Origin of the sequence: Streptomyces cynarae, from assembly GCF_025642135.1 — a bacterium.
GTDB classification, from domain to species: Bacteria; Actinomycetota; Actinomycetes; order Streptomycetales; family Streptomycetaceae; genus Streptomyces; species Streptomyces cynarae.
The window spans coordinates 6196897-6222832 of the sequence record NZ_CP106793.1 but is presented as its reverse complement, the minus strand read 5'-3'; the positions used below and the strand labels follow the sequence as shown (position 1 = coordinate 6222832).

The following is a 25936-nucleotide window of genomic DNA, read 5'->3' as shown; positions in this document are numbered from 1 at the left end:
TATCCGGCCCACTTGTGAACTCCCTCAGGCGCTCAGTTCTCGCGCTTCTCCTTGATCTTCGCGGCCTTGCCGCGCAGGTCGCGCAGGTAGTACAGCTTGGCGCGACGAACGTCACCGCGGGTGACGAGCTCGATCTTCTCGACGATCGGGGTGTGCACCGGGAAGGTGCGCTCGACGCCGACGGAGAAGGAGACCTTGCGGACCGTGAAGGTCTCGCGCACGCCGGAGCCCTGGCGGCGGATCACGACGCCCTTGAACTGCTGCACACGGGAGCGGTTGCCCTCGATGACGCGGACGTGGACGTTGACGGTGTCACCGGGACGGAAGGCCGGGATGTCGGAGCGCAGCGATGCGGCGTCGACGGTGTCGAGCAGGTGAGACATTTCGTCTGCTTTCTTCGCCGATGCCACAGGTCATCGGCGGTACGTAGTTTTTCGGCAAGAGAGTGGTGGCCGTCGTCGGGGCGGGCGTCGTGTCCCCCTGTGGCAGGGGCGCACGCCGGACGCCGGGCAACAGCGCACTATTCTTCCACGCCGTCCGGCCTGCGCCAAAATCGGCCGTGGGGATGGCCCTCCGGGTCCGGCGCCCAGCCCAGGATGGAGAGCATCTCGCGGTCCTTCTTGTCGAAGGCGGCGGGCTCGCAGCGCTCGATCAGGTCGGGCCGGTTGGCCGTAGTGCGCTTCAGGGCCTCGTCTCGGCGCCAGCGGGCGATCTTCCCGTGATGGCCGCTGAGCAGCACGTCGGGGATGCCCCGGCCGCGCCAGGCCGGCGGCTTGGTGTAGACGGGGCCTTCGAGGAGGTTGGCCATCGCGCCGGGGGCGAAGGAGTCGTCCCGGTGGGACTCGGCGTTGCCGAGGACACCGGGCAGGAGCCGGGCCACCGCCTCGGTGACGACGAGGACCGCCGCCTCGCCGCCGGCGAGGACGTAGTCCCCGATGGACACCTCGTACACCGGCATCCGGGTGGCGTACTCGTCGACGACGCGGCGGTCGATGCCCTCGTAGCGGGCGGGGGTGAAGATCAGCCACGGGCGCTCGGAGAGTTCGACGGCGAGCTTCTGGGTGAAGGGGCGGCCGCTGGGGGTCGGCACGATCAGCGCGGGCTCGTGGGAGCCGGTCTCGTAGCCGTCGGCGAGTATCTCGTCCAGGGCATCGCCCCAGGGCTCGGTCTTCATCACCATGCCGGGGCCGCCGCCGTACGGCGTGTCGTCGACGGTGTTGTGCCGGTCGTACGTCCAGGACCGCAGGTCGTGCACGTGGACGTCGAGTTGTCCACGCGCGCGTGCCTTGCCGACGAGGGAGACGTTCAGCGGTTCCAGGTACTCGGGGAAGATCGTGACGACGTCGAGTCTCATGCGCCCTCGTCCCTCGACGAGACGATCTCGGCGCGGTCGTCGATCAGCCCGGGCGGGGGGTCGATGACGGCCCGCTGCTGTTCGAGGTCGATCCGGGTGACGATCTCCTCCACGAACGGGATCATCACCTCGGTCCCGTCCGGGCGCTCGACGACGAACAGGTCCTGTGTGGGCAGGTGCGAGATCTCGGTGATGCGGCCGACCTCGACGCCGTCCTCGGTCACCACGTCCAGGTCGATGAGCTGGTGGTCGTAGTACTCGTCCTCGCCCTCGGGCAGCTCGTCGGGGTCGACCTCGGCGATCAGCAGGGTGTTGCGCAGCGCCTCGGCGGCGTTGCGGTCCCTCACACCCTCGAAGCGAAGGAGCAGACGGCCGCTGTGCACCCGGCCCGTCTCGATGGTCAGCGGTCCGGCCGAGGCGGGGTCGGTGGCCAGTACGGCGCCGGGGGCGAGCCTGAGTTCGGGCTCATCGGTACGGACCTCCACGGTGACCTCGCCCCTGATCCCGTGGGCGCGGCCGATCCGTGCGACTACCAGCTGCACTGTGCTTGATCTCCTGTCATACGACTACGGGCCGGGGACGGCCCAGTGGCCCTCCCCGGCCCGAGCCGGTGCTGCGTAGGTTCAGCGAACGTGGTCCACGTCGACGAGGTCGACCCGGACGCCGCGGCCGCCGATGGCGCCCACGACGGTGCGCAGAGCACGTGCGGTGCGGCCGTTGCGGCCGATCACCTTGCCGAGGTCGTCGGGGTGGACCCGCACCTCGAGCACACGCCCGCGACGCAGGGTGCGCGAGGCCACCTGCACATCGTCAGGGTTGTCGACGATGCCCTTCACGAGGTGCTCGAGAGCCTCCTCGAGCATGCTCAGGCCTCGGTCGACTCAGACGCAGAGGACTCGGCCGGGGCCTCGTCCTTCTTCTCGGCCTTCTTCTTCTGGGTGATCGCCTCGCCCTTGCCCTCGTCCTCGCCGCTGATGGCCTCGAACGACGGACGCGCGGCCTTGGTCTCCGGCTGCAGCAGCGGCGCCGGGGCGGGCTCGCCCTTGAACTTCTGCCAGTCGCCGGTCTTCTTGAGGATGGCGAGCACGGGCTCGGTCGGCTGAGCGCCGACGGAGAGCCAGTACGCCGCACGCTCGGCGTCGACCTCGATCACCGACGGGTTGTACGTCGGGTGGTACTTGCCGATCTCCTCGATCGCCCGGCCGTCACGACGGGTGCGGGAGTCGGCGACGACGATGCGGTAGTGAGGCGAACGGATCTTGCCCAGACGCTTCAGCTTGATCTTGACTGCCACGGGAGTGGGTTCTCCTGGATTTGACGTGGTTGGGCACGGCGAAGTGGCCGCGTGGGGTTGCGGTACCCGAGTGCCCGATGGACGCGTCAGCCGGAGGAGAGAGGGGTCCTGTGCGGCTGTCGAGTACAGCTAGCCATTGTGCCATACCCTGCGGGTCGCTTCTGGCCGAGGGGGCGGTGTGCACGTGTGCGGGCATGCCGAAGAGGCACCCGGCGCCGGGGTCCCCCGGGCGTTGGTCACGCCACCCGGCGCTCACGGATGCCTGAGCAAGCGAGGTACGGCCGCCACGAGCAGCCGTCGGCTCAGCTTGCCGCCGCTCCCACCGGCTCGGGGATGCGGAAGGGTTTTCCGCAGCCGCCGCACACGATCGGGGCCTGGGCCAGGACCGAGGGGACCACACGGACGTTGCGGCCGCAGTCGCAGACCGCCTTGACGCGGACGCCGCCTCCGGAGGAGCCGTGGCGAGCGGCCGGGCCCCGGAAGGTGCGGGCGGTGTCGGCGGCCGTCGCCTGCGAGTGGGCCTTGAGCGCGCGCTGGAGCCGCTCGATCGTCGGGCGGTAGCGCCGCTTCGCCTCGGGGTTGAGCGTGACCAGGGAGAAGCCGCTGCTCGGGTGCGGCTCCTCGGGGTGGTCCAGGCCCAGCTCCTCGGCGATCGCGAGGAATCTGCGGTTGTGGTAGCGGCCGGCACGGGAGGTGTCGCGTACTCCGCGCGCGGCGGCGATGCCGTGGACTGCTTCATGGAGCAGTCGTTCGAAGGAGAGTTCGTGCCCGCAGGCGGACGACGACTCTCCGATCAGTGACTCGGGCGCGGCAAGATCGGGCAGCTCGGGGTGGTACCGCTGAATGTCGGCCCACGCCTGCGCCAGCTCTGCGGCGAGGACAGGTGGTGTCGTGCTCACGTAATGACAACGAGCCTGAGGCCCCCCGTGTTCCTATTCCGGGGCATCCCAAATAATTTGCACGTACCCGTCAGTTGCCGCTGATGCGTCCTGACGAGGGCGGGTGCGCCGAACTGCGGAGAAGCCGCACAGCTCATCCCAAGGTGGTGCGTAGCGACGCCTACGGCCCGGCGCGTAGAGAAACTCCGCATGCCGGGGCCGCTGTGGTCCTCGGATACGCAAGAGGCGTTTCGGCCGCTCTTGCGCCACCGTCCGCTGTCTCAGTAAGCGCGCGCCACGACGGCGACGTTACCGGGTGCGTCGTCGGCGTCGGGAACCGACCCGTCCTCGGCGACCAGACACCGTACGGTCACCGCGTGCTCGGCCAGCCCGGCCTCGCCGTCCTCGCCGAGCACCGCCCACGGGATACGCGCCCAGCAGCCCGCGGTGGCCGCCTCGACGGCCTCCTCGAATGTGGACACGTCCGCCGTGCGGGACTCCCGGCGCTCGCGCGACTGCTCCAGCAGCAGCGCCTGGTCCTCCTCGAGGATCCCCGGCAGCATCCCGGCGAGCGCGTCGACCGGGACCGGCTCCTTGCCTCCGGGGATGCGGCGGGACAGCATCACGGTGCCGTGCTCCAGGTCACGCGGCCCGATCTCGACGCGTACGGGCACGCCCTTGAGCTCCCAGTCGACGGCGCGGCGACCGAAGGGGATGCCGGTGCGGTCGTCCACGTGGACGCGGAGGCCCGCCGCCCTCAGCCGGTCGCCCGTCTCGCGGACCGTGGCCAGAACCGTCTCATCGCCCTTGATCGCGAGCACGACCACCTGGATGGGGGCGAGGCGTGGCGGGACGCGCAGACCGTCGTCGTCGCCGTGCGTCATCACCAGGGCGCCGATCATGCGGGTGGTGGAGCCCCAGGAGGTCTGCCAGACGAGTTCCTGTCTGCCGTCCTTCGCCAGGTACCGCGTGTGGAATGCCCTGGCGAAGTTCTGGCCCAGCTCGTGGCTGGTGACCATCTGCAGGGCCTTGCCGTCCCCCATCATGCTTTCGAGGGTGAGGGTGTTGATCGCGCCGGCGAAGCGCTCCCTGGCCGTCTTGCGGCCGGACATGAAGTCCGTCGCGAGGACGTTGCGCAGGAAGTCCCCGTAGACGTCGCGGTGGATACGGGCCGCGAAGTCCCGGGCCTCCTCGTAGGTGGCGTGCGCCGTGTGGCCCTCCTGCCACAGGAACTCGGAGGTGCGCAGGAAGAGCCGCGGCCTGAGTTCCCAACGCACCACGTTCGCCCACTGGTTGATCAGGAGCGGAAGGTCACGGTAGCTCTGGATCCACTTGGAGAAGTACTCGTTGATGATGGTCTCGGAGGTGGGCCGGACGACCGCCGGCTCCTCCAGTTCCTTGCCGCCGCCGTGCGTGACCACGGCGAGTTCGGGCGCGAAGCCCTCGACGTGTTCGGCCTCCCTCGTCAGATACGACCGGGGGATCAGCAGCGGGAAGTAGGCGTTCTGAGTGCCCGTCTCCTTGATGCGGGCGTCCATCTCCTGCTGCATCCGCTCCCACAGCCCGTAGCCGTACGGTCGGATCACCATGGTGCCGCGCACCGGCCCGTTGTCCGCCAGTTCGGCCTTGTTCACGATGTCCTGGTACCAACGGGGAAAATCCTCCGCCCGGGGCGTGAGGACGGGCGCCTTTGCCATGGCGCGATGGTACGGGGGCACCCGTGTGCCCGGTGAATCATTTCTCGCCCGGGGGCGGGCCAGGGGCGCGCGGACGGCGCACACCGAGTACCCCACGACCCCTGGACGCCACGACGGGCGCGGAGTTTCCTGGCATACGGAGGCCATACGGGGGCCACGGGGGCCGAGTGCGAGGGCACGTCACGGGGGACGGCATCGTCAGACAGCGGCAACTCACGGCGGATTGGGGCGCTTTCGATGACACCTACGCCCGTGCGGCAGCACCTTTCCCACGCGGGCGCGGTTCCTCGCGTGGACCGGGGTGCACGCGCGCGTGACTGGGCGGAGATTCAGGAGCGGATGCTGGTCCCGCTCTACGAGGCCGTCTACGAGCGGCTGGAAGTGGATTCCGGGACGCGGCTGCTGGGGCTCGGATGCGGTACGGGGCTGGCGCTGCTGATGGCCGCCTCCCGGGGCGCATCGGTCACCGGCGTGGACTGCGGAGCGTGCGAACGGCTGGCGCTCGCGCGCGAGCGGTTGGGGCCCGCACCCTGGGGCACGCGCGCGTGTGCCGGTGCCCGGATCGTGGAGGGCTCGCCACGGGACGCGGCGCCCGCCCCCGATGAGCCGGCGTACAACCTGGTGACCGCGTTCGAGCCGATCGGCTGTGCGGCCGGTGACGCCGAGACCCTTGAGGAGCAGCTGGTGGCCGCGGCGCCTTTCACGGAGCACGGGACGCCCGTGGTGCTCGCCGGATGGGGTCCGCCGGAACGGTGCAGCACCGCGTCCGTCCTGCGTGTCGCCGCCAAACTGGCCGATCCGGAACGTGGCGGGGGCGGTTGGCGGCCGGCCCGGCGCGACGATCTTGAGGAGGCCGCGCAGCGCTGCGGGCTCAGGCCGGACGGGTCGGGGCGGGTCGCCTGCCCCTTCGGGTACGCCGACATGGACAGCGCGCTGCGGGGGATGCTGTCGACGGGGTTGTTCGACGCGACGGACCAGGAGCAGGTCGACAAGGAACTGGCGGAGGCGCTGCATCCGCACCGGCGTGCGGACGGCACGGTGTGGATGCCGAACGTCTTCCGCTACCTGATCGCACGCACCCCCTAGACCACGCGCCGGGGGCGCCCCTCCTCAGAGGGGCGCCCCCGGCGTCGTACGCGTCGAACGCGGGTCAGCCCATGAACTTCTTGAACTCGTCCGGCAGCTCGAACTCCTGACCGCTCTGCTGAGGCAGGCCGAAGGCGCCCCCGCCCTGCGCCGCGGCGGCGCGGCGTGCGGCCTCCTCCTGTTCCTGCTGCTTGCGCTTCATCGGGTTGCCGGAGCGCTGCTTGCCCTTGGCCTTCTTCTGCTGCTTCTTGGCACGGCCGGGGCCGCCGCCCATGCCCGGGATCCCCGGCATGCCGGGCATGCCGCCGCCCTGGGCCATGCGGGACATCATCTTGCGGGCCTCGAAGAACCGCTCGACGAGGTTCTTCACCGCGCTGACCTCGACACCGGAACCCTTGGCGATACGGGCGCGGCGCGAGCCGTTGATGATCGTCGGGTCCTGGCGCTCGCCCGGGGTCATCGACTTGATGATCGCGGCGGTGCGGTCGACGTCGCGCTCGTCGATGTTGTTGATCTGGTCCTTGATCTGGCCCATGCCCGGCAGCATCCCGAGCAGCTTGGAGATGGAGCCCATCTTCCTGACCTGCTCCATCTGGGCCAGGAAGTCGTCCAGGGTGAAGTCCTGGCCCTTCTTGGACGCCAGCTTCGAGGCCATCTTCTCGGCCTCTTCCTGGCTGAACGTCTTCTCCGCCTGCTCGATCAGGGTGAGCAGGTCACCCATGTCGAGGATGCGGGAGGCCATCCGGTCCGGGTGGAAGGCGTCGAAGTCGTCGAGCTTCTCGCCGTTCGACGCGAACATGATCGGCTTGCCGGTGATCTGGCGGATCGACAGGGCCGCACCACCGCGGGCGTCACCGTCGAGCTTGGAGAGCACCACACCGTCGAAGCCGACACCGTCGCGGAAGGCCTCCGCGGTGTTCACGGCGTCCTGGCCGATCATGGCGTCGACGACGAAGAGGATCTCGTCGGGCGAGACCGCGTCCCGGATGTCCGCGGCCTGCTGCATCATCTCCTGGTCGATGCCCAGGCGGCCCGCGGTGTCCACGATCACGATGTCGTGGACCTTCTGCTTCGCGTGGTCGATGGAGTCCTTGGCGACCTTGACCGGGTCGCCGACGCCGTTGCCCGGCTCCGGTGCGTAGACGGCGACGCCGGCGCGCTCGGCGACGACGCTGAGCTGGTTGACCGCGTTCGGGCGCTGGAGGTCGGCGGCGACCAGGAGCGGGGAGTGCCCCTGCTCCTTGAGCCACCTGCCGAGCTTGCCCGCGAGCGTGGTCTTACCGGCGCCCTGCAGACCCGCGAGCATGATCACGGTCGGGGGCTGCTTGGCGAAGCGCAGGCGGCGGGTCTCGCCGCCGAGGATGGTGACCAGCTCGTCGTTGACGATCTTGAGGACCTGCTGGGCGGGGTTCAGCGCGCGGGAGACCTCGGCGCCGAGGGCGCGCTCCTTGACGTTCTTGATGAAGGAGCGGACCACGGGCAGGGCCACGTCGGCTTCGAGGAGCGCGATGCGGATCTCACGCGCCGTGGCGTCGATGTCCGCCTCGGAGAGCCTGCCTTTTCCGCGGAGGCTTTTGAAAGTCGCGCTAAGGCGGTCGGAGAGGGTGTCGAACACGGCGGCGTCGGTCCTCGGGGTCGGGGTCGTCTTGGGCTGCCCTCCAGGGTATCCGGCCGCGCGGGGAAAACGTCCCCGCCCGCCGGCCTCACCCCCGCAACGTCTCCTCCAGGGCCCGTGCCACCGACACGGCGTCCTCCGCCGGCAGCGACGCGCCCGTGCCCGTCGTCACGTAGAAGGCGTCCACGGCGTTGGCGCCCAGCGTGGAGACGTGGGCGCTGCGCACCCGCACCCCCGCCTTCTCCAGTGCCCGCCCGATCCGGAACAGCAGCCCCGGTGCGTCCTGGGCGCGGACCTCGATCACCGTCGCGTGGCGGGAGGCCGCCGGGGCGACCGTCACGCGCGGCGGCGGGGGCACCACGCCCCGACGGCGCGGGTAGGCCGCGTCGCGCTCCGCCAGGCGGGCCGAGATGTCCAGGGAGCCGTCCAAGGCCCGTACGAGGTCGGCGCGCAGCCGGGCCGCCTGGGGCAGGGAGCCGTACTCCGCCGCGACCCGCCAGTCGAGCAGCAGCACCGAGCCGTCCATGCCGTCCGGCAGGTCCTGGGCGCGCAGCTCGGCGGTGCGGACGGTGAGGCGGTGCATGGCGAGCACCCCGGACACGGCGGGCAGCACGCCCGGCTGGTCCGGCACGGCGATGAGGAGTTCCACACCGAGGGGTTCCGGTTCGCCGGACGGCTCCTCGGCGGGCGGCTCGGTCTGTGCGCGCAGTGCCAGGACCGGGCCGCCGGTGCGGTACGCCTCGACGGCGAGCCGTTCCTGCTCGGCGGTGGGCGCGGCGGCCTCGGGGTCGGCGGGCTCGTCGCCGGCCAGTACCGCGGAGACCCGTTTCACCAGGTCGGTCACGAGCGCGCTGCGCCAGGTCGACCATGCCGCGGGTCCGGTGGCGAGCGCGTCCGCCTCGGTGAGGGCGTGGAGCAGCTCCAGGGTGCTCTGGGAGCCGACGGCCTCGGCGACGGAATCGACGGTGGCCGGGTCCTCCAGGTCGCGCCGGGTCGCGGTCTCGACGAGGAGCAGGTGGTGGCGTACGAGGGTGGCGAGGACGGCGACGTCGTCGCGGTCGAAGCCGATGCGTCCGGCCACGTCACGCGCGATGGTCTCGCCGGCGACGGAGTGGTCGCCGGGCCAGCCCTTGCCGATGTCGTGCAGGAGCGCGGCGACCAGGAGGAGGTCGGGGCGGCCGACGCGGCGGGTCAGCTCGGAGGCGCGCACGGCCGTCTCGATCAGGTGCCGGTCGACGGTCCACAGGTGCACGGCGTTGCGCTGCGGGCGGCAGCGCACCCGCTCCCAGTCGGGCAGCAGGCGGGTGATCAGGCCCTCGGCTTCCAGGGCCTCCCAGACTTCGACGGTCGGGCGGCCGGAGCCCAGCAGGGTGACGAGCTGCTCGCGCGCCTCGGCGGGCCAGGGCGTGGGCAGGGGGCGCGCGGAGCCGGCCATGCGCCGCACGGCGTGCAGGGAGAGCGGGAGGCCCGCCTGGGCGGCGGCAGCGGCGGCGCGCAGCGGGAGCACGGGGTCGCGTTCGGGGCGCGCGCGCGCGCGAGGACGACTTCGCCGTCCTGCTCCACCACGCCCTCGGCCAGGGGGACCGCTCGGCGACCGGCTTGCCGCCGGCCAGCATGGCGCGCAGCCTCGGCCGCACGGCGCGCGAGCGCAGTACACGCCCCACTTCGCGCCAGGTGACGTCGCTCGCATACGAGATGACGCGCGCCGCCTCGTACACCTGCCGCAGCAGCGTGTCGGCGTCCAGCAGGCCCAGCTCGGTGGCGACCTGGTCCTGCTCCTGCAGTGCCAGCCGGTCGGTGGCGCGCCCGGTGGTCAGATGCAGCGCGTCGCGTACGTCGAGGAGCCTGCGCCGGGCGTCGGCCAGGCCCTCGCGCGGGGCGTCCGCGAGCCAGGAGGCGGCGACCGCCCTCAGGGCCGTGGCGTCGCGCAGCCCGCCCCGGGCCTCCTTGAGGTCCGGTTCCAGCAGGTACTGCAGCTCGCCCTGCCGCTCGGCCCGCTCGGCGCACAGCTCCTGGAGTTCGGGGAGACGTTTCGGCGCCTGGTTGCGCCAGTCGGCCAGCACGGCCGTCCTCAGGCCCGCGGTGAGCCCGAGGTCGCCCGCCAGGTGCCGGGCGTCCAGCAGGCCGAGCTGCACCTTGAGGTCCTCACCGGCGGTCTTGCGGGCCTCCGCCGGGGTGCGCACGGAGTGGTCGAGGGCCAGACCGAGGTCCCACACGGGGTACCAGATGCGGTCGGCGAGGGCCGCGACCGCCTTGCTGTCGCTCCCGTCGTGCAGCAGGAGCAGGTCGAGGTCGCTGCGCGGGGACAGCTCGCCGCGGCCGTACCCGCCGACGGCGACCAGGGACACGCCGCGCACTCCCTCGGCGCCCGCGGCGAACAGCTCCGCGAGCCAGCCGTCCGTCAGGTCGGACAGAGCGGCACGGCGCGGCGGCCCGGACTGCGCCCCCCGTGAGGAGGCGCAGCCGGGCCGCCGCGTAGCCGCTGGGTCCCGAGCCCTCTGCTTCCGTACGTACGTCCGTACTCGTCACCCAGCGACTCCTGTTCCGTGCGTGTCTAGAGCGCGTCGGGTCCGCGCTCGCCGGTCCGGACCCGTACGGCCGTCTCGACCGGGATGGACCAGACCTTGCCGTCACCGATCTTGCCGGTGCGGGCCGCCTTGACGATGACCTCGATGAGCTGTTCGGCGTCGTCGTCCTCGGCCAGCACCTCGATACGGATCTTGGGTACCAGGTCGACCGTGTACTCGGCGCCGCGGTAGACCTCGGTGTGTCCCCGCTGCCGACCGTAGCCGCTCGCTTCCGTGACCGTCAGTCCGTGGACCCCGAAGGCCTGGAGGGCCTCCTTGATCTCGTCGAGCCGGTGCGGCTTGACGACGGCGGTGATGAGCCTCATGCGTCCACCTTCCTGGTCTCCGTGGCGGCCAGGGCCGAGGCGACGGTCCCGGTGACACCGCCACCCGCGCCGCTGAAGTCGTACGCGGTCTCGGCGTGCTCGGCCTGGTCGATGCCCGAGACCTCCTCGTCCTCGGTGACCCGCATGCCGATGGTCTTGTCGAGGAGGAAGGCGAGGACCGCGGAGACGATCAGGGAGTAGGCGAGGACCGCGCCGACGCCGGCGCACTGCTTCCACAGCTGGGTGAAGCTGTGGTCCCCGTAGAAGACGCCCGTGGCGGTGGACTGGCCCTTGCCGGTGGCGAAGAAGCCGATCAGCAGGGAGCCGATGATGCCGCCGACCATGTGGACGCCGACGACGTCGAGGGAGTCGTCGTAGCCGAACTTGAACTTCAGGCCCACGGCCGCGGCGCAGGCGACACCGGCGATGGCGCCGACGGCGATCGCGCCGAGCGGGGAGACCGCACCACCGGACGGGGTGATCGCGACCAGACCGGCGACCGCGCCGGAGGCGGCTCCCAGCGTGGTGAACGCGCCGTGGCGGATCTTCTCGTAGGCGAGCCAGGCCAGCATGGCGGCGGCCGTCGCGACCTGCGTGTTGACGAACATCAGCGCGCCGACGCCGTCGTCGTTGCCGAGCCAGGAGCCCGCGTTGAAGCCGAACCAGCCGAACCACAGCAGACCCGCGCCGAGCATGACCAGCGGAAGGCTGTGCGGACGCATCGGGTCCCTCTTGAAGCCGACGCGCTTGCCGATGACGAGGATCACGCCGAGCGCCGCCGCACCGGCGTTGATGTGGACCGCGGTACCGCCGGCGAAGTCGATCACACCGAGCTTGAAGGCCCAGCCGTCGGAGCCCCAGACCCAGTGGGCGACCGGGACGTAGACGAGCGTGAGCCACAGCGCGATGAAGAGCGACCAGGCCGAGAACTTCACACGGTCCGCGAGGGCGCCGCTTATCAGGGCCGGCGTGATGATCGCGAACATCATCTGGAAGACCATGAACACGAAGATCGGGATCGTGTACCCGGGCCAGAGCTCCGTCAGGCCGATCTTGCGGAGGCCGAACCAGTCGGAGTCCCAACCGATGAAACTGTTGTTCGTGCCGAAGGCGAGGGAGAAGCCGTAGAGCACCCACAGAATGGTGACGATGCCCATGCTGATGAAGCTCATCATCAGCATGTTGAGGGTGCTCTTGACGCGGACCATGCCTCCGTAGAAGAAGGCCAGGCCCGGGGTCATGATCAGCACCAGGGCGGAAGCGATGAGCATGAAACCTGTGTTGGCGGACGACAGCTTGGGTGTGTCCGCCGCAAGCATGATGGCGGCTGGTGCCATCGGCGTCTCCTCGTCGGTTGGTACGGCCCCGTGCGGGCGAAGCCGGAGAGCGGTCCGGTCATAAGGGCGTGGGGGTTATGGGCCACGAGATTGACGCAGCGCCGTTTCGGTCGAAGCCCCTCGATGTTTCACCGCAGTGACGAAGGCGCCCGGCGTGTTACGCGTTGATGAACTGCCGGATGTCGGCCACGCTGATCGTTATCGTGGCGCAACCTTCAGATGGTGGGCGGCGCAACCATCGGCCGAATGAAACCGCGACCACCAATTGATCAACCCCCACGGCGAGCAACCACCTCCGCGAGAGCGGCGCCGGCTCAGGCGCGAAAAACAGCCCGGCCGCGGCGGCCATCCGATGACCTGGCATGGGGGAGCCGAGTCGGGCGGTTCGGGATGGCGGCCGCGGCCGGAGTCCTCGGGGCCTTCGGGCCCTGGGAGCCTGGGGCTCGGGGAGGGTTCAGACCGCTTCGGCGGTCTCGGGCAGGTGGGTGGCGAGGTGGTCGGTGAGTTCGACGATCTCCCTGAGATCACCGAAATCGCGTACAGCCGTGTCGACGGTTTTTCGAATACGAGTGTTGACACGTTCCGAGCGCACCTTTTTGGCGACCTCCAGGGCCCGCTTGGTGAGCACCGCGCTCTGCTCGGGCTCGCGCTGGAGAAGATGCACGGTGGCCATGCCGATCAGGTTGAGCGCGTACGACCGCTGATGCTCGCCGTCCTCCGCGAACCGGTCGACGGCCTTCCGCATCAGGGGCTCGGCGAGGGAGGCGTAGGTGGGGCTGCGGCCCGCGACATAGGCGAGGTCACGGAAGGAGTGGGAGTTCTCCGCGTACAGCTCGGCCTCGGAGAAGAAGCGGATCCAGTCGGGGTCCGGCTCGTCCCAGTCCTCGGCGTCGGCGAAGGTGTCCTCGGCCATCCGGACGGCACGCTTGCACCTGCCGGGCTGCCCCATGTTGGCGTAGGCGCGGGCCTCCATCGCATACAGCATCGCCTGGGTGCGCGGGCTCGCACAGTCACGGCTGCCGTACTGGGCGAGGTGGATGAGCTCCAGGGCGTCCTCGGGCCGGCCCAGGTGGATCATCTGGCGGCTCATGCTGGAGAGGATGTACGAGCCGAGCGGCTTGTCGCCCGCCTCCTTGGCGGCGTGCAGGGCGAGCACGAAGTACTTCTGCGCGGTGGGCTGCAGTCCCACGTCGTAGCTCATCCAGCCGGCCAGTTCGGCCAGCTCGGCTGCGACCTTGAACAGGCGCCTGGCGGTGGCCTCGGGCTGCGGTTCCTGTAGCAGGTCGGTCACCTCGTGCAGCTGGCCGACGACCGCCTTGCGGCGCAGTCCGCCGCCGCACTGGGCGTCCCACTTGCGGAACATCACCGTGGTGGTCTCGAGGAGGTCCAGCTCGGGCTGGGAGAGCCGGCCGCGGGCGCGCCCGGACGGCGAGGCGGGCGGGGTGCCCTCGCGCAGGGAGGCGGGGCTCGGCACCAGCCAGCGCTGCACGGGCTCGATGAGGGACGGGCCAGCGGACAGGGCCAGCGAGGTTCCGAGGAAGCCGCGCCGCGCCAGCATCAGGTCGCTGCGCGAGAACTCGCTGATCATGGCCACGGTCTGCGGGCCCGTCCAGGGCAGGTCGATCCCGGACACCGAGGGTGACTGGTGGGCGGGGCGCAGTCCGAGGTCCTCGACGGCGACGACACAGCCGAAGCGCTCGGAGAACAGCTCCGACAGGATGCGCGGGATCGGCTCGCGCGGGTTCTCCCCGTCGAGCCAGCGGCGCACCCGGGAGGTGTCCGTGGAGATGTGGTTCGCTCCCAACTGGCGTGCCCGGCGGTTCACTTGACGCGCCAGCTCGCCCTTGGACCAGCCGCTGCGCACGAACCACGAGGCGAGCAGCTCATTGGGGCGCTTGTCAGCGTTCGCTGCGCTTCCGTCACTGCCGCCCACTGGAACGCCCCCATCCCTCAGACCACTTGTCGCTGTGCGCGCCAAGCACTACCAGAATGCCGGTGCCCACGGTCCCGCGTCCGGCGGTTCTCACCCCTCGGACGGGAACCGACTTGCCTCCGGCATACCCACGAGCGCATGCGTTCCCAGGAACCGTGCACTCAAAGTAGTCCTACGATCACCCGTCCAGCCATGGCGTACACAGAAACGCCACCATTCGCCACCCCTTCGAATGAACCAAGGGCGGGCTCCGCACGATTCACTTGACACATGACAGCCGGAATCGGGTGGAGGCGTGCACTCACCGGCGCGCACGGACCGCGCACCACCCCGGGATGCAACCGGGCGCTGCCCGGAGCTCCGCGGAGACGACCGATGAGCGGGAACACAGAGTCACATTCCGCATTCGCGGCGTAACCACCGGCGCGCTGGACCCGTTGGAGGGGGCATGGGCTTCACGATCGGCGGCACGCGGGGCATCCGCGACATCCGCTCCGGTGCTCGGCGCCGGGGCCGCTCGTCGGAGTGCACGGCCGTGGCCGAGTACACGGGACTGTGGGGCTGGGACGTGGTGCCCGGCGCACGGGCGGTCGCCGGGCAGTGCTCCTGCGGCAAGTCGGACTGCGGCGCGCCCGGCGCGCACCCGCTGGACTTCGCGCCCGGCGTGGGCGCCGGAGCGACACTCGACGAGGTGACCGAGGCCTGGGCCGAGGTGCCGGGCGCCGCGGTGATGCTGCCGGTCGGCCGGGCGTTCGACGTGATCGAGGTCGCCGAGTCGGCCGGGCGGCGCGCCCTGGTCAGGCTGGAGCGCATGGGCCTGCCGCTCGGCCCGGTGACGGCGACGCCGGAGGGCCGCGCGCACTTCTTCGTCGCCCCCGGGTCAGCCGCGCAGCTGCCGGGCCTGCTGTACCGGATGGCGTGGGACGACACCGCCCTCGACCTGCACGCCCTGGGCCCCGGCGCGTACATCACGGCCCCGCCCTCCGACCGCGGCGGCCTCGGCCCGGTCCGCTGGCTCCGCTCCCCCGCCCTGGACTCCGCGACGAGCCCCCCGTCGGCGCGCCTGCTGATCGGCACGCTGGCGTATGTGGCGCATCGCTCCCCCGTCTAGGCCGGCCGATTCGAGAAGGCCGGCTCCCCCCGATGCGGAAGAGCCCCGTTCCAGCTGCACCATGGAACGGGGCCCTTCCTCCGTACGGTCACGCACGCACCGCGTGCGTCGGCGCGCTCAGTCCCCGATAAGCGCATCCACGAACGCTTCCGGCTCGAACGGCGCCAGGTCGTCGGCACCCTCGCCGAGGCCGACCAGCTTCACCGGTACACCCAGCTCGCGCTGGACCGCCACCACGATGCCGCCCTTGGCCGTGCCGTCGAGCTTGGTCAGCACGATGCCGGTGATGTCCACGACCTCGGCGAAGACGCGGGCCTGGACGAGGCCGTTCTGCCCGGTCGTGGCGTCCAGGACGAGCAGCACCTCGTCGAGCGGGGCGTGCTTCTCCACGACGCGCTTGACCTTGCCGAGCTCGTCCATGAGGCCGGTCTTGGTGTGGAGGCGGCCTGCGGTGTCGATGAGCACGACGTCGTAGCCCATCTCCTTGCCTTCCTTCACTGCGTCGAAGGCCACGGAGGCCGGGTCGCCGCCCTCCGGGCCGCGCACGGTGTAGGCGCCTACCCGCTCGCCCCAGGTCTGCAGCTGGTCGGCGGCGGCGGCACGGAAGGTGTCGGCGGCGCCGAGGACGACGGTGCGGCCGTCGGCCACCAGGACCCGGGCCAGCTTGCCGGTGGTGGTGGTCTTGCCGGTGCCGTTGACGCCCACGACCATCACGATGCCGGGCTTGCTGGACTCGGGCTCGGTGCGGACCGTGCGGTCCATGTCGGTGCCGACCAGCGTGAGCAGCTCCTCGCGCAGCAGACCGCGCAGCTCCTGGGGCGTGCGGGTGCCGAGCACCTTCACACGCTCGCGCAGCCGCTCGACCAGCTCCTGGGTGGGCTGCACGCCGACGTCGGCGGTGAGCAGCGTGTCCTCGATCTCCTCCCAGGTCTCGTCGTCGAGGTGTTCCCGGGACAGGAGGGTGAGGAGCCCCTTGCCGAGCGCGTTCTGCGAACGGGACAGACGGGCGCGCAGGCGGACCAGACGGCCGGCGGTGGGCTCGGGGATCTCGATCGGGGGCGCCTCGACGACGGGCGGCTCCTCGACGGCGACGGGAGCCCCACCGCCCGGAAGATCCACCTCCTCTATCGTCCGGCGTTCCTCGTCGCGCGGCGTCTCGGCCTCGTCGCCGACGTGCGGCTCGGCCGGAGGGGCGGTGATGTCGGGCGTCGTCGGGGGCGGCGGGGGCAGCGGCTTCCGGCGCCGGCTGCCGACGATGAGCCCGCCGAGCGCGCCGAGCACGACCACGGCGATGACTACAGCAAGGATGACGGTTTCCATAACGCGTCCAGTATGCGCGACCGGGCACCGCCCCGTTCGGCGGCGGCTCCGGGGCTGCACACCCTGGTTGTCTGACGCCCCGTCAGCTAACCTCCTCCCCGCACACCCGCCCGGCGAAGGTGAAGGGGGCCTTGTCATGGCCGTCTCGGTCGTACGGTTCAACCTCGTCGAGCCCGGTGCGACCCCCGCCTCACTCCGCGCCCGCTACCGGGCCGCGGTGGAGATGGCCGCGTACGCCGACGACCGGGGGTCACCACCGTGCAGACGGAGGAGCACCACGGGGCGGCGAACAATTGGCTGCCGTCGCCCTTCGTCTTCGCCGGTGCCGTGCTCGGGGCGACCCGGCGGCTCGCGGTCACCGTCTCGGCGGTGATCGGGCCGCTGCACGACCCGCTGCGGCTGGCCGAGGACATCGCCGTGCTCGACCTGATCAGCGGCGGGCGGCTGGTGACCGTCGTCGGGATCGGGTACCGGCCCGAGGAGTACGCCTCCTTCGGTGTCGACTTCGAGCGGCGCGGAAGCCTCCAGGACGAGCTGCTGGAGACGGTGCTGAGGGCGTGGACCGGTCAGGAGTTCGCCTACCGGGGCCGCACCGTACGGGTCACCCCGCGCCCCTACACCCGGCCGCACCCCCTGTTGCTGGTCGGCGGCTCATCGAAGGCGGCGGCCCGCCGCGCCGCCCGGTTGGGCCTGCCGTTCTTCCCGAGCGCGCACCTGCCGGAGCTGGAGGCCTACTACAAGGAGCGGCTCGCCGAGTACGGCAAGGAGGGCTGGACGATGATGCCCGCGGAGAGGACGCCGCTGCTGCACCTCGCGGAGGATCCGGACCGGGCATGGTCCGCGTACGGGAAGCACTTCCTGCACGAGGCGCGGACGTACGCGTCCTGGCAGTCCGGCGGCCGTGGTGTCCGCTCCGCGGTCAGGTCGGCGGCCACGACGGTGGAGGAGCTGAGGGCGGAGGGCGTGTACCGGATCGTGACGCCGGAGGAGTGCCTGGGCCTGGGCCTGGACAGCCACGTCCTGCATCCGCTGGCCGGCGGGATGCCGGTGGACGAGGGCTGGCGCAGCCTGCACCTGTTCTGCGAGAGGGTGCTCCCCGGGCTGGAGAGCTGAGCCTCGTGCACAGGGGTCCGGCAGAACACCGCCGCCCGGCTCGGGCAGTGGCCGAGCCGGGCGGCGGCAGGGTCCGAGGAGAGGGGCAGCGGGGACTTGGCCCTTCTCCTCGAGTTCGAGGAGCCTCTTGTCGGGCTCAGCCCATCTCCTCCAGCGCCTTGCCCTTCGTCTCCTTCACGAACTTCAGGACGAACGGGATGGAGAGCGCGGCGAAGACCGTGTAGATCACGTAGGTGCCGGACAGGTTCCAGTCGGCGAGCGAGGGGAAGCTCGCGGTGATGGCCCAGTTGGCGATCCACTGCGCGGCGGCGGCCACGCCCAGGGCGGCGGCGCGGATCCGGTTCGGGAACATCTCGCCGAGCATGACCCAGACCACCACGCCCCAGGACAGGGCGAAGAAGAGGACGAACACGTGGGCGGCGATCAGGGCGACCCAGCCCTGGGTGCTCGGCAGCTTTCCGTCGACCAGGTGGAACGAGAACGCCCAGGCCTCCAGTGCGAGGCCGACGGCCATGCCGATGGAGCCGATGAGCGCGAGCGGCTTGCGGCCGATGCGGTCCACGAAGATCATCGCGATCACGGTGCCGACGATGTTGATGATCGAGGTGGTGAAGGAGTAGAAGAACGAGTCCGTCGGGTCGACGCCGACCGACTGCCACAGCGTCGAGGAGTAGTAGAACGCGACGTTGATGCCGACGAACTGCTGGAAGACCGACAGGCCGATGCCGACCCAGACGATCGGCTTGAAGAAGAAGCCGCCGCCGAGCAGGTCCTTGAAGCTGGACTTGTGCTCGCTCTTCATGGCCTGCTCGATCTCGGTGACGCGGGCGTCCAGGTCGGTGCCCTGGCCCTCGACCTCGGCGAGGATCTCCCGGGCGCGCTCACGCTTGCCGACGGAGATCAGGAAGCGGGGGGACTCGGGGATGGCGAAGGAGAGCAGGCCGTAGAGGAGGGCCGGGACGACCATGACGCCGAGCATGACCTGCCAGGCCTCCAGGCCCATCAGCTTGCCGCGCTGGTCGCCGCCGGCGGCGTTGAGCAGGCCCCAGTTGACCAGCTGCGAGATGGCGATGCCGACGACGATCGCGGCCTGCTGGAAGGAGCCGAGCCGGCCGCGGTAGGCGGGCGGGGCGACCTCGGCGATGTAGGCGGGGCCGATCACGGAGGCCATGCCGATGGCGAAGCCGCCGATGACACGCCAGAGGGCGAAGTCCCACAGGGCGAAGGGCAGGGCGGAGCCGACCGCGCTGACGACGAAGAGAACCGCCGCGATCTGCATCACCCGGATGCGGCCGAGGCGGTCCGCTATGCGGCCTGCGGTCGCGGCGCCGACGGCACAGCCGATCAGGGCGATCGCGATCACCTGGGCCAGCGCTGCGGAGCCGATGTCATAGCGGTCCCGGATGGCCTCGACGGCGCCGTTGATCACGGAGCTGTCGTAGCCGAAGAGGAAGCCGCCCATCGCGGCGGCCGCCGCGATGAAGATGACGTGCCCGAGATGATCGGGGTGAGCCGTACCGGCTCCTGTCCTGGATGCCTGCGCTGTGCTGGTCACGTGTACTCCTCGAGCCACCGGCAACGCTGCCGGGGGTGGGTGAGCCCTCTCGGGTATGGCTGGCGTTGCAAGTACCCGGGGAGTACTCGTTAACGCCGCTCATATCTGAAGATAAAAGCAACGTTGCAGAGACTATGCCTTCAAGTTTCGAAGTCAATAGCGCGAATCTGTGACCTTTGAGGCATGCGTAGGAGAGGTTGCGTTCAAGTGTTGAAGATGTGAAAACGTGCAGGTGGCAACTGGTGTAGGGGGCAGCCGTCTAGCGGAGCCGCTGCGAGATGACCTTCGACACACCGTCGCCCTGCATGGAGACGCCGTACAGCGCGTCGGCGACCTCCATCGTCCGCTTCTGGTGCGTGATCACGATGAGCTGAGAGGCCTCCTGCAGCTCCTGCATGATGCGGATCAGCCGCTGCAGGTTGGTGTCGTCGAGCGCCGCCTCGACCTCGTCCATCACGTAGAACGGGCTGGGCCGGGCCTTGAAGATCGACACCAGCAGGGCGACGGCCGTCAGCGACCGCTCGCCGCCGGAGAGCAGGGAGAGCCGCTTGACCTTCTTGCCCGGGGGCCGCGCCTCGACGTCCACGCCCGTGGTGAGCATGTTGTCCGGGTCGGTCAGGACCAGCCGGCCCTCGCCGCCGGGGAACAGCCGGCTGAAGACGCCCTCGAACTCGCGGGCCGTGTCCCGGTAGGCCTCGGTGAACACCTGCTCGACGCGCTCGTCCACCTCCTTCACCACCTGAAGCAGGTCGGCGCGGGTCTTCTTCAGGTCGTCGAGCTGCTCGCTGAGGAACTTGTGGCGCTCCTCCAGCGCGGCGAACTCCTCCAGGGCGAGCGGATTGACCTTGCCGAGCTGCTGGTAGGCGCGTTCGGCGGCCTTGAGCCGCTTCTCCTGCTCGGCACGCACGAACGGACGGGGCTGATTGCGCGGATGCTCCGGGTCCTCGGGCAGCTGCTCGCCCTCGGCGGGCGGGGACGGCGGTACGAGCTGGTCGGGGCCGTACTCGGTGACCAGGACCGTCGGCTCGACGCCCAGCTCCTCCAGCGCCCTGGTCTCCAGCTGCTCTATGCGCAGCCGCTTCTCGGCGCCGAGCACCTCGCCGCGGTGGACGGAGTCGGTGAGCTTGTCCAGCTCGGCCTTGAGGTCGCGGCCGTGCGTGCGGGCCGCCGCCAGCTCCTCCTCCCGGCGTGCCTTGACCGCCTCGGCGGCGGCGCGCTCGGCCTCCGCCCGGCTCAGGGAGACCTCGACGTGGGCGAGGAGCTGCCGGGCGCCGGAGGCGACGGCCTCGGCGACGGCCGCCTCGTGGCGCAGCCGCGAGCGCCGCTGCTCGGCACGTGCGCGTGCCTCACGTTCGGCGCGTGCGGCCCGGTCCAGGGAGTCGGCGCGTCCGGCCAGGCCCTTGACGCGTTCCTCATGGGTGCGGACCTGGAGGCGGGCCTCCATCTCGGTCTGCCGCGCGTTGGCGCCGTCGGCGGCGAGGCGGTCGCGTACGGAGGTGTCGGGCTCCTCCTCGACCGGCATCTCCTCGGCGACGGCGAGCCGCTCGGCGAGTTCCTCGACCTCCTGCAGGGCCTTGTCGAGCGCCTCCTGGGCGCGCGCGGCGGCGGCCACGCTGCGCTCGGCCTCCCCGGCGGCCCCGCGCGCCTGCCCGGCGAGCCGCCCAGCTGCTGGGCGACCTGGGACTTCTCCCGCTCGGCGGCCCTGCGCCGCTCCCCCAGTTCCTCGACGAGCGCGGCACACTCCTTGCGCCGCTCTCCCGCGAACCGCTGCGCCTCGGCCAACTCCTCGCACCGCACGGCGAGTTCCTCCAGCTCCGCGGCGGCCTCGTCGACGGAGGCCTGCACCTCGAGCAGGCTGGGCGCCCCGGCGGACCCCCCGTGCGCGAAGTGCGCCCCGAGGAGATCGCCCTCGGCGGTGACGGCGGTCAGCTCGGGTCGCGCCCCGACCAGCTCCTCGGCGTCCTCGAGGGTGCCCACGACGACGATGCCGCGCAGCAGCCGGCGTACGGCGGGCATGAGGTCGGCGGGACCGCGGACGAGATCGGCGGCGAAGGGATGCCCGTCGGCACCGCCGCTGCCGCGCACGTCCGCCGGCTCCTGAGGCGCCCCCGCCACCAGCAGCGCCGCCCGTCCCCCGTCCTGCTTGCGCAGCAGGCGGAGCGCGTCGGCGGCCGAGGCCGGGTCCGTGACCGCGAGGGCGTCCGCCGCCGTGCCGAAGGCCGCCGCGAGGGCGGCCTCGTGGCCCGGGGTCACGGTCAGCAGTTCCGCGGCCGGGCCGAGCAGGCCGGCCAGGCGGTCCTTCGCGTTCAGCAGGGCGCCGGTGCCGTCCTTGCGGCGCAGGCCCATGGCCAGGGCCTCGTGCCGGGCCTGGGTGGCGGCGCGCCCTCGTTCGGCCGCCGTGGCCGCCTCGCGTGCGGCGGTGAGGGCGGTCTCCGCCTCGGCGAGCGCGGCCTTGGCCGTCTCGTGCCGCTCCGCGAGGTCCGCGTCGCCCGCGTCCAGGCCGTCGACCTCGGCCTTCAGCGCCTCGTACTCCTCCTGGGCGGCAACGGCGCGCTGCTGTGCCTCGTCGCGCGCGGCGGCCAGCCGGTCGATCTCGGCCTGGGCGGCGGCCGCGCGTGAACGGGCGGCGCCCACCTGCCCGTTCAGTCGGGCGAGCCCTTCACGCCGGTCCGCGATGGCGCGCGCCACGTCCTTCAGGCGCCGTTCCTCGAGCGCCAGTTCGCGCTCCAGCTCGGCGCGGTGCGCGACCGTGTCCTCCAGAGCGCGCTCGGCGGCCTCCAGGGCCGCTTCGAGTTCGGCCTCCTGTTCGCGGATGCGGGCGGCCTCGCGCTCCATGTCCTCGGGGTCGCGTCCGCGCCGCTCCTCCGGCGGCTGGGAGGTGGCGCTCTTGACCCGGGCGTCGGCCAGCGAGATCGTGCCCCGCACCCGCTCCGCGAGCTGTGACAGCTCGTACCAGGTCTGTTGGGCCCGTTGCAGACGCGGCGTCAGCTGCCGTACCTCGTCCTCCAGGAGCGCCTCACGCTGCAGGGCCTTCTTCAGCTCGGCCTCGGCGGCGTCCTTGCGTTCCTTGAGCGCGGCCTCGTCGGCGATCTCGGCCTTCAGGGCCTCCCGGAACCGGACGAGGTCGTCGGCCAGCAGGCGCAGCCTGGCGTCGCGCAGGTCAGCCTGGATCACGGCCGCCCGGCGGGCCACCGCCGCCTGCCGGCCGAGCGGTTTCAGCTGGCGGCGCAGCTCGTCGGTGAGGTCCTGGACGCGGGCGAGGTTCGTCTGCATGGCGTCCAGCTTCCTGAGCGCCTTCTCCTTGCGCTTGCGGTGCTTGAGGACGCCCGCGGCCTCCTCGATGAAGGCGCGGCGGCCCATGGGGTCGGCGTGCAGCACGGAGTCGAGCTGGCCCTGGCCGACGATCACGTGCATCTCGCGGCCGATGCCGGAGTCGGACAGGAGTTCCTGGATGTCGAGGAGACGGCAGGTGTCGCCGTTGATCTGGTACTCGCTGCCGCCGTTGCGGAACATGATCCGCGTGATGGTGACCTCCGAGTACTCGATCGGGAGGGCACCGTCGGAGTTGTCGATGGTCAGCGACACCTCGGCGCGGCCGAGCGGCGGGCGGCCGGTGGTGCCGGCGAAGATGACGTCCTCCATCTTGCCGCCGCGCAGCGACTTGGCTCCCTGCTCGCCCATGACCCAGCTGAGCGCGTCCACGACGTTGGACTTGCCCGAGCCGTTCGGGCCGACGACGCACGTGATGCCCGGCTCGAACCGGAGCGTGGTCGCCGAGGCGAACGACTTGAAGCCGCGGAGGGTCAGGGCCTTGAGGTGCACGCCGCTGGACTCTACCGTCCGGGTCTGTCTCACTCCATGAACCCGCGGTTTCACCCCTGAACGCGCAGGGCACACCATCCGTTAAAGACAGCGAAGGGGTGCGCGGGGGCAAGAAAGAAGGGACGCCGAGGCGTCCCTTGCAATTCTGACAACATCAGCGGTGGGTACGGGCAGCCCGACCACTGCGTGTGCCGTGGCGTGATGCAGTGATCAGGTGAGCGCAGGCTCCGCCTGGTGTGCGTCGACGCTCTCCATGATCCTGTCATGAGAAGCGGCAGCCGAGGACAGCGCGTCGTTCTCCGCCTGGATCCGTCCGAGCTCGGCTTCGAGTTCCTGGACGCGCTGCTGAAGCCGTCGCATCTCGGCGAGGAGTCGCGGGTCGGAGCCGCCGACGTAACCGAGAAGCGCCTTTGCCATGATGGATGGTCCTCCACAATGAGTGACCGACCGATGCGGTGTGGGTCGTGAGGGATTCGCACCCGCGGTGCCCGGCATGGTGAGTTCTACGCCGTGCTTCCATGCCAAACAGCTAAGGTGCGCGGGGCTTTCAGCGTCTCACCAAAAAGTTTGACGGTCAACACGATCACGCCCTGCGCCGGCGGGCAAACCAGGGGCGCGCGGCCCTGAGGGGCGGCGCTGCGGCTTCTTCGGGCCCCTGCGGGCGTGGAGATCATCCTTACCCGCGGAGCCTGCCACGACAAGCCGTTCTTGGCAACCACCAGCACCTTTCCGCTCGGGGCAGATGCCGGTGGCACGTCCCCGCGCTTTGCGGCGGGGGTCTTCGGGCTCCGGCTCAGCGGATCGCGAAGCCGTCGTAGCCGCCGCGGGGCGTGTCCCAAATCTCAGTGACTCCGTCCACACGCCCGGGTGTGTCGTCGCCCCGGAGCCACTCCAGCAGACGCTCGCACCCCTTCCGGGGCCCCTCGGCGACCACCTGGACCCGTCCGTCGTCCAGATTGAGAGCGAAACCGCTCAGGTCGCCGATCTCCAGCGCCTTGGCCCGGGTGAACCAGCGGAAACCCACCCCTTGGACACGTCCGCGCACCCACGCCACCAGCCGTGCGTCGTCGTTCATGGGTGCACGCTAACCGGCCAATGTCCCTCCCGGCACATCCGCCCCGTGCGCGATGCGGTACCGTCCCCACCCATAACTCTCACGTGAAACTCACACGATCGTGTGAGTTGCGCCGACCGCAAGACCAGGAAGGCCAGCAATGGGACGCCACCGACGCTCCGCCGCCGGACGCGCCGCCACGGGGGGCCGCGCCAAGAGGGTCACAGAGAGCTACGACACTCCGCCGGAACGCTACGGTCCGGAGAACCTCTACGGCTTCGCCGCGGTCCTGGAGGCCGAGCGGCGCGCGACCCGCTCGCACCGCAGGAAGAAGGCCGCGACGCCGGTGCGCACGGGCCTGCTGGGCGTCTCCGCCGCCGTGGCGCTGGGCACCGTGGCGGTCGCCACCGGGGTGCTGCCCGGCGGGAACCACTTCTCGGTGAGCGGTGACTCCGGCGATGCGCAGGCCGGCGGCACCACCCCGTCGGGCTTCGCCACCCAGCAGGGCGGCACGAGCGGCACCGCGGACTCCCGCGGGTCCTCGTCCACCAGCCGTGACGCCGACCGCTCGCCCACGCCGGCGGCGACCGCGACCCCTCCGCCCCCTCGGCGTCCTCGGCGGCGCCGACGACCCGGCCCACGGGGACACCGTCCCCCACAGCGACAGGGAGCACGGCGACGGCCGCGCCGCCGTCCGAGCAGCCCACGAAGAAGCCGGGGACTATCCCGGCCCAGAAGGTGACCTCCGAGGCCGCCGCCGAGGCCGAGGTGCTCAAGCTGGTCAACCAGGAGCGGGCCAAGGTGGGCTGCTCCCCGGTGACCCCGAACGGCCCGCTGCGCAAGCTGGCGGAGGCGTTCAGCGAGGACATGGCCGCGCGGAACTTCTTCGACCACACCGACCCCGACGGCAAGGACCCGTGGCAGCGGGCGGCCGCGCTGCGCATAACGGACCTGGGCGGCGAGAACATAGCCCGCGGCCAGGCCACCCCGCAGGACGTCATGGACGCCTGGATGAACAGCCCCGGCCACCGGGCGAACATACTGAACTGCGACTTCACGACGCTGGGCGTCGGAGTGCACTTCGGTTCCGGCGGCCCCTGGTGGACGCAGGACTTCGGCTACTGACGCACTCCTGTACTACCGCAGCCGTACAGCAGTACGCGCGTGCCCCCGCCCGGGGTGTCCGGGGCGGGGCACGGCTGTGTGCGGGCGGCTCAGGCGGCCGCGCGGCCGAGCGTGAAGACGCGCGCCGCCTCCGCGACGCGGCGGCCGAGGTGCCGGGCGGTGGCGATGTCGGCCTTGTGGACGGCCTCCGGACCCTCGTCGTTGTTGGTCTGGGCGGCGGCACCGGCGAAGACGCCGAGGCGGTTGAGGTCGTGCTCGGAGCCGGTGCTGACGTTCCAGCCGGGGTGCAGACCGAGGTTGACCCAGTTCATGCCGTGCTGCGCGGCCAGGATCTGGAAGAACTGCAGGGTGTGCAGCTTGTCGCCGCTCTTGGACCCGGAGTTGGTGAAGCCGGCGGCCAGCTTGTCCTTCCAGTCCTGCCCGAACCACCGCTTCGAGGACGCCTCGGCGAAGACGTGGAAGGTGCCGGACGCGGTGCCCATGTAGGTCGGCGAGCCGAAGACGATCGCGTCCGAGGCGTCGAGGGTCGCCCACTGCTCTTCGGTGATCTCGTCGACCTTGATCAGGTGGACCTGGGCGCCGGCGTCCGCGGCGCCGTCCCGTACGGCTTCGGCGAGGACGGCGGTGTGGCCGTAGCCGGAGTGGTAGGCGATGGAGACAACAGGGGTGGTCACGGTTCGCTCTCCTCAGAGGTCATGAAACGGCGGCCACGACAAAGCGCGCAGCTCACCGGCGGTGACCCAAGGAAA

Annotated in this window: 18 protein-coding genes and 4 pseudogenes; 4 read left to right on the top strand and 18 right to left on the bottom strand. The window is 71.1% G+C overall.

Annotated features, from left to right (window positions below; all coding sequences use genetic code 11):
* Window positions 1–32 precede the first annotated feature (32 nt).
* The 7 genes from rplS to proS form a co-directional block, all read right to left on the bottom strand.
* A complete protein-coding gene (gene rplS, locus N8I84_RS28350; RefSeq protein WP_200422620.1) occupies window positions 33–383 on the bottom strand; it encodes a 50S ribosomal protein L19 in 351 nt (116 codons plus the stop codon).
* A 137-nt stretch (window positions 384–520) separates the two neighbouring features.
* A complete protein-coding gene (gene trmD / locus N8I84_RS28345) occupies window positions 521–1354 on the bottom strand; it encodes a tRNA (guanosine(37)-N1)-methyltransferase TrmD (RefSeq protein ID WP_263232283.1) in 834 nt (277 codons plus the stop codon).
* Window positions 1351–1896, bottom strand: coding sequence for a ribosome maturation factor RimM (rimM, locus tag N8I84_RS28340; protein WP_263232282.1), 546 nt, complete (start codon window positions 1894–1896; stop codon window positions 1351–1353). Before rimM ends, trmD begins: the two co-directional genes overlap by 4 nt.
* Before the next feature lie 81 nt (window positions 1897–1977).
* Window positions 1978–2217 carry an RNA-binding protein gene (locus N8I84_RS28335; protein WP_007384965.1) on the bottom strand — a complete coding sequence of 80 codons (240 nt, stop codon included), beginning with the start codon at window positions 2215–2217 and terminating at the stop codon, window positions 1978–1980.
* Window positions 2218–2219: 2 nt separating this feature from the next.
* The gene (gene rpsP, locus N8I84_RS28330; protein ID WP_200422617.1) at window positions 2220–2648 is read right to left on the bottom strand and encodes a 30S ribosomal protein S16; all 429 of its coding nucleotides are present in this window, start codon (window positions 2646–2648) and stop codon (window positions 2220–2222) included.
* 302 nt (window positions 2649–2950) lie between these two features.
* Window positions 2951–3547 carry a hypothetical protein gene (locus N8I84_RS28325; RefSeq protein ID WP_200422616.1) on the bottom strand — a complete coding sequence of 199 codons (597 nt, stop codon included), beginning with the start codon at window positions 3545–3547 and terminating at the stop codon, window positions 2951–2953.
* Between the two features lie 260 nt (window positions 3548–3807).
* Entirely contained in the window at window positions 3808–5223 is a 1416-nt protein-coding gene (gene proS, locus N8I84_RS28320; protein ID WP_263232281.1) for a proline--tRNA ligase, read from the bottom strand.
* 237 nt (window positions 5224–5460) lie between these two features.
* On the opposite strand from proS, the gene N8I84_RS28315 reads away from it, so the two are divergent.
* Entirely contained in the window at window positions 5461–6309 is an 849-nt protein-coding gene (locus N8I84_RS28315; protein ID WP_263232280.1) for an SAM-dependent methyltransferase, read from the top strand.
* 64 nt (window positions 6310–6373) lie between these two features.
* Here the strand turns inward: N8I84_RS28315 and ffh are convergent, their stop codons facing one another.
* The 5 genes and pseudogenes from ffh to nsdA form a co-directional block, all read right to left on the bottom strand.
* Window positions 6374–7924, bottom strand: a complete 1551-nt coding sequence (gene ffh / locus N8I84_RS28310; protein ID WP_263232279.1) for a signal recognition particle protein — start codon at window positions 7922–7924, stop codon at window positions 6374–6376.
* Window positions 7925–8012: 88 nt separating this feature from the next.
* A pseudogene (locus N8I84_RS28305) lies at window positions 8013–10453 on the bottom strand ([protein-PII] uridylyltransferase).
* A 25-nt stretch (window positions 10454–10478) separates the two neighbouring features.
* The gene (locus N8I84_RS28300) at window positions 10479–10817 is read right to left on the bottom strand and encodes a P-II family nitrogen regulator (RefSeq protein ID WP_103839971.1); all 339 of its coding nucleotides are present in this window, start codon (window positions 10815–10817) and stop codon (window positions 10479–10481) included.
* On the bottom strand, window positions 10814–12154 hold the full coding sequence (locus tag N8I84_RS28295) for an ammonium transporter (protein WP_263232278.1): 1341 nt from the start codon (window positions 12152–12154) through the stop codon (window positions 10814–10816). Before N8I84_RS28295 ends, N8I84_RS28300 begins: the two co-directional genes overlap by 4 nt.
* A 454-nt stretch (window positions 12155–12608) precedes the next feature.
* On the bottom strand, window positions 12609–14087 hold the full coding sequence (nsdA, locus tag N8I84_RS28290; protein WP_263232277.1) for a transcriptional repressor NsdA: 1479 nt from the start codon (window positions 14085–14087) through the stop codon (window positions 12609–12611).
* A gap of 448 nt (window positions 14088–14535) precedes the next feature.
* Between nsdA and N8I84_RS28285 the strand changes: the two genes are divergently transcribed.
* Window positions 14536–15198, top strand: coding sequence for a bifunctional DNA primase/polymerase (locus N8I84_RS28285; RefSeq protein ID WP_263232276.1), 663 nt, complete (start codon window positions 14536–14538; stop codon window positions 15196–15198).
* Window positions 15199–15315: 117 nt separating this feature from the next.
* On the opposite strand, the gene ftsY is transcribed toward N8I84_RS28285, so the two are convergent.
* A complete protein-coding gene (ftsY, locus tag N8I84_RS28280; RefSeq protein ID WP_263232275.1) occupies window positions 15316–16518 on the bottom strand; it encodes a signal recognition particle-docking protein FtsY in 1203 nt (400 codons plus the stop codon).
* A gap of 136 nt (window positions 16519–16654) precedes the next feature.
* Between ftsY and N8I84_RS28275 the strand changes: the two are divergent.
* Window positions 16655–17631, top strand: a pseudogene (locus N8I84_RS28275) (LLM class flavin-dependent oxidoreductase).
* A 136-nt stretch (window positions 17632–17767) separates the two neighbouring features.
* Here N8I84_RS28275 and N8I84_RS28270 read toward each other — a convergent pair.
* The 4 genes and pseudogenes from N8I84_RS28270 to N8I84_RS28255 form a co-directional block, all read right to left on the bottom strand.
* Complete coding sequence (locus N8I84_RS28270; protein WP_263232274.1) at window positions 17768–19186, bottom strand: sugar porter family MFS transporter; 1419 nt, start codon at window positions 19184–19186, stop codon at window positions 17768–17770.
* Between the two features lie 259 nt (window positions 19187–19445).
* Window positions 19446–23008, bottom strand: a pseudogene (gene smc, locus N8I84_RS28265) (chromosome segregation protein SMC).
* Between the two features lie 210 nt (window positions 23009–23218).
* The gene (locus tag N8I84_RS28260) at window positions 23219–23425 is read right to left on the bottom strand and encodes a hypothetical protein (protein ID WP_200422604.1); all 207 of its coding nucleotides are present in this window, start codon (window positions 23423–23425) and stop codon (window positions 23219–23221) included.
* Between the two features lie 376 nt (window positions 23426–23801).
* Window positions 23802–24083 (bottom strand): acylphosphatase, encoded by a 282-nt coding sequence (locus tag N8I84_RS28255; RefSeq protein ID WP_263232273.1) that lies wholly within the window; start codon window positions 24081–24083, stop codon window positions 23802–23804.
* A 139-nt stretch (window positions 24084–24222) separates the two neighbouring features.
* On the opposite strand from N8I84_RS28255, the pseudogene N8I84_RS43185 reads away from it, so the two are divergent.
* Window positions 24223–25187 (top strand): annotated as a pseudogene (locus tag N8I84_RS43185) (CAP domain-containing protein).
* Window positions 25188–25276: 89 nt separating this feature from the next.
* On the opposite strand, the gene N8I84_RS28245 reads toward N8I84_RS43185, so the two are convergent.
* Window positions 25277–25861, bottom strand: coding sequence for a flavodoxin family protein (locus N8I84_RS28245; protein WP_263232272.1), 585 nt, complete (start codon window positions 25859–25861; stop codon window positions 25277–25279).
* Between the last annotated feature and the right edge of the window lie 75 nt (window positions 25862–25936).

Coding starts and splice junctions, on each gene's coding strand:
- rplS (WP_200422620.1), bottom strand. CDS start 383: ATGTCTCACCTGCTCGACACCGTCGACGCCGCATCGCTGCGCTCCGAC.
- trmD (WP_263232283.1), bottom strand. CDS start 1,354: ATGAGACTCGACGTCGTCACGATCTTCCCCGAGTACCTGGAACCGCTG.
- N8I84_RS28335 (WP_007384965.1), bottom strand. CDS start 2,217: ATGCTCGAGGAGGCTCTCGAGCACCTCGTGAAGGGCATCGTCGACAAC.
- proS (WP_263232281.1), bottom strand. CDS start 5,223: ATGGCAAAGGCGCCCGTCCTCACGCCCCGGGCGGAGGATTTTCCCCGT.
- N8I84_RS28315 (WP_263232280.1), top strand. CDS start 5,461: ATGACACCTACGCCCGTGCGGCAGCACCTTTCCCACGCGGGCGCGGTT.
- N8I84_RS28300 (WP_103839971.1), bottom strand. CDS start 10,817: ATGAGGCTCATCACCGCCGTCGTCAAGCCGCACCGGCTCGACGAGATC.
- N8I84_RS28295 (WP_263232278.1), bottom strand. CDS start 12,154: ATGGCACCAGCCGCCATCATGCTTGCGGCGGACACACCCAAGCTGTCG.
- N8I84_RS28285 (WP_263232276.1), top strand. CDS start 14,536: ATGGGCTTCACGATCGGCGGCACGCGGGGCATCCGCGACATCCGCTCC.
- ftsY (WP_263232275.1), bottom strand. CDS start 16,518: ATGGAAACCGTCATCCTTGCTGTAGTCATCGCCGTGGTCGTGCTCGGC.
- N8I84_RS28260 (WP_200422604.1), bottom strand. CDS start 23,425: ATGGCAAAGGCGCTTCTCGGTTACGTCGGCGGCTCCGACCCGCGACTC.
- N8I84_RS28255 (WP_263232273.1), bottom strand. CDS start 24,083: ATGAACGACGACGCACGGCTGGTGGCGTGGGTGCGCGGACGTGTCCAA.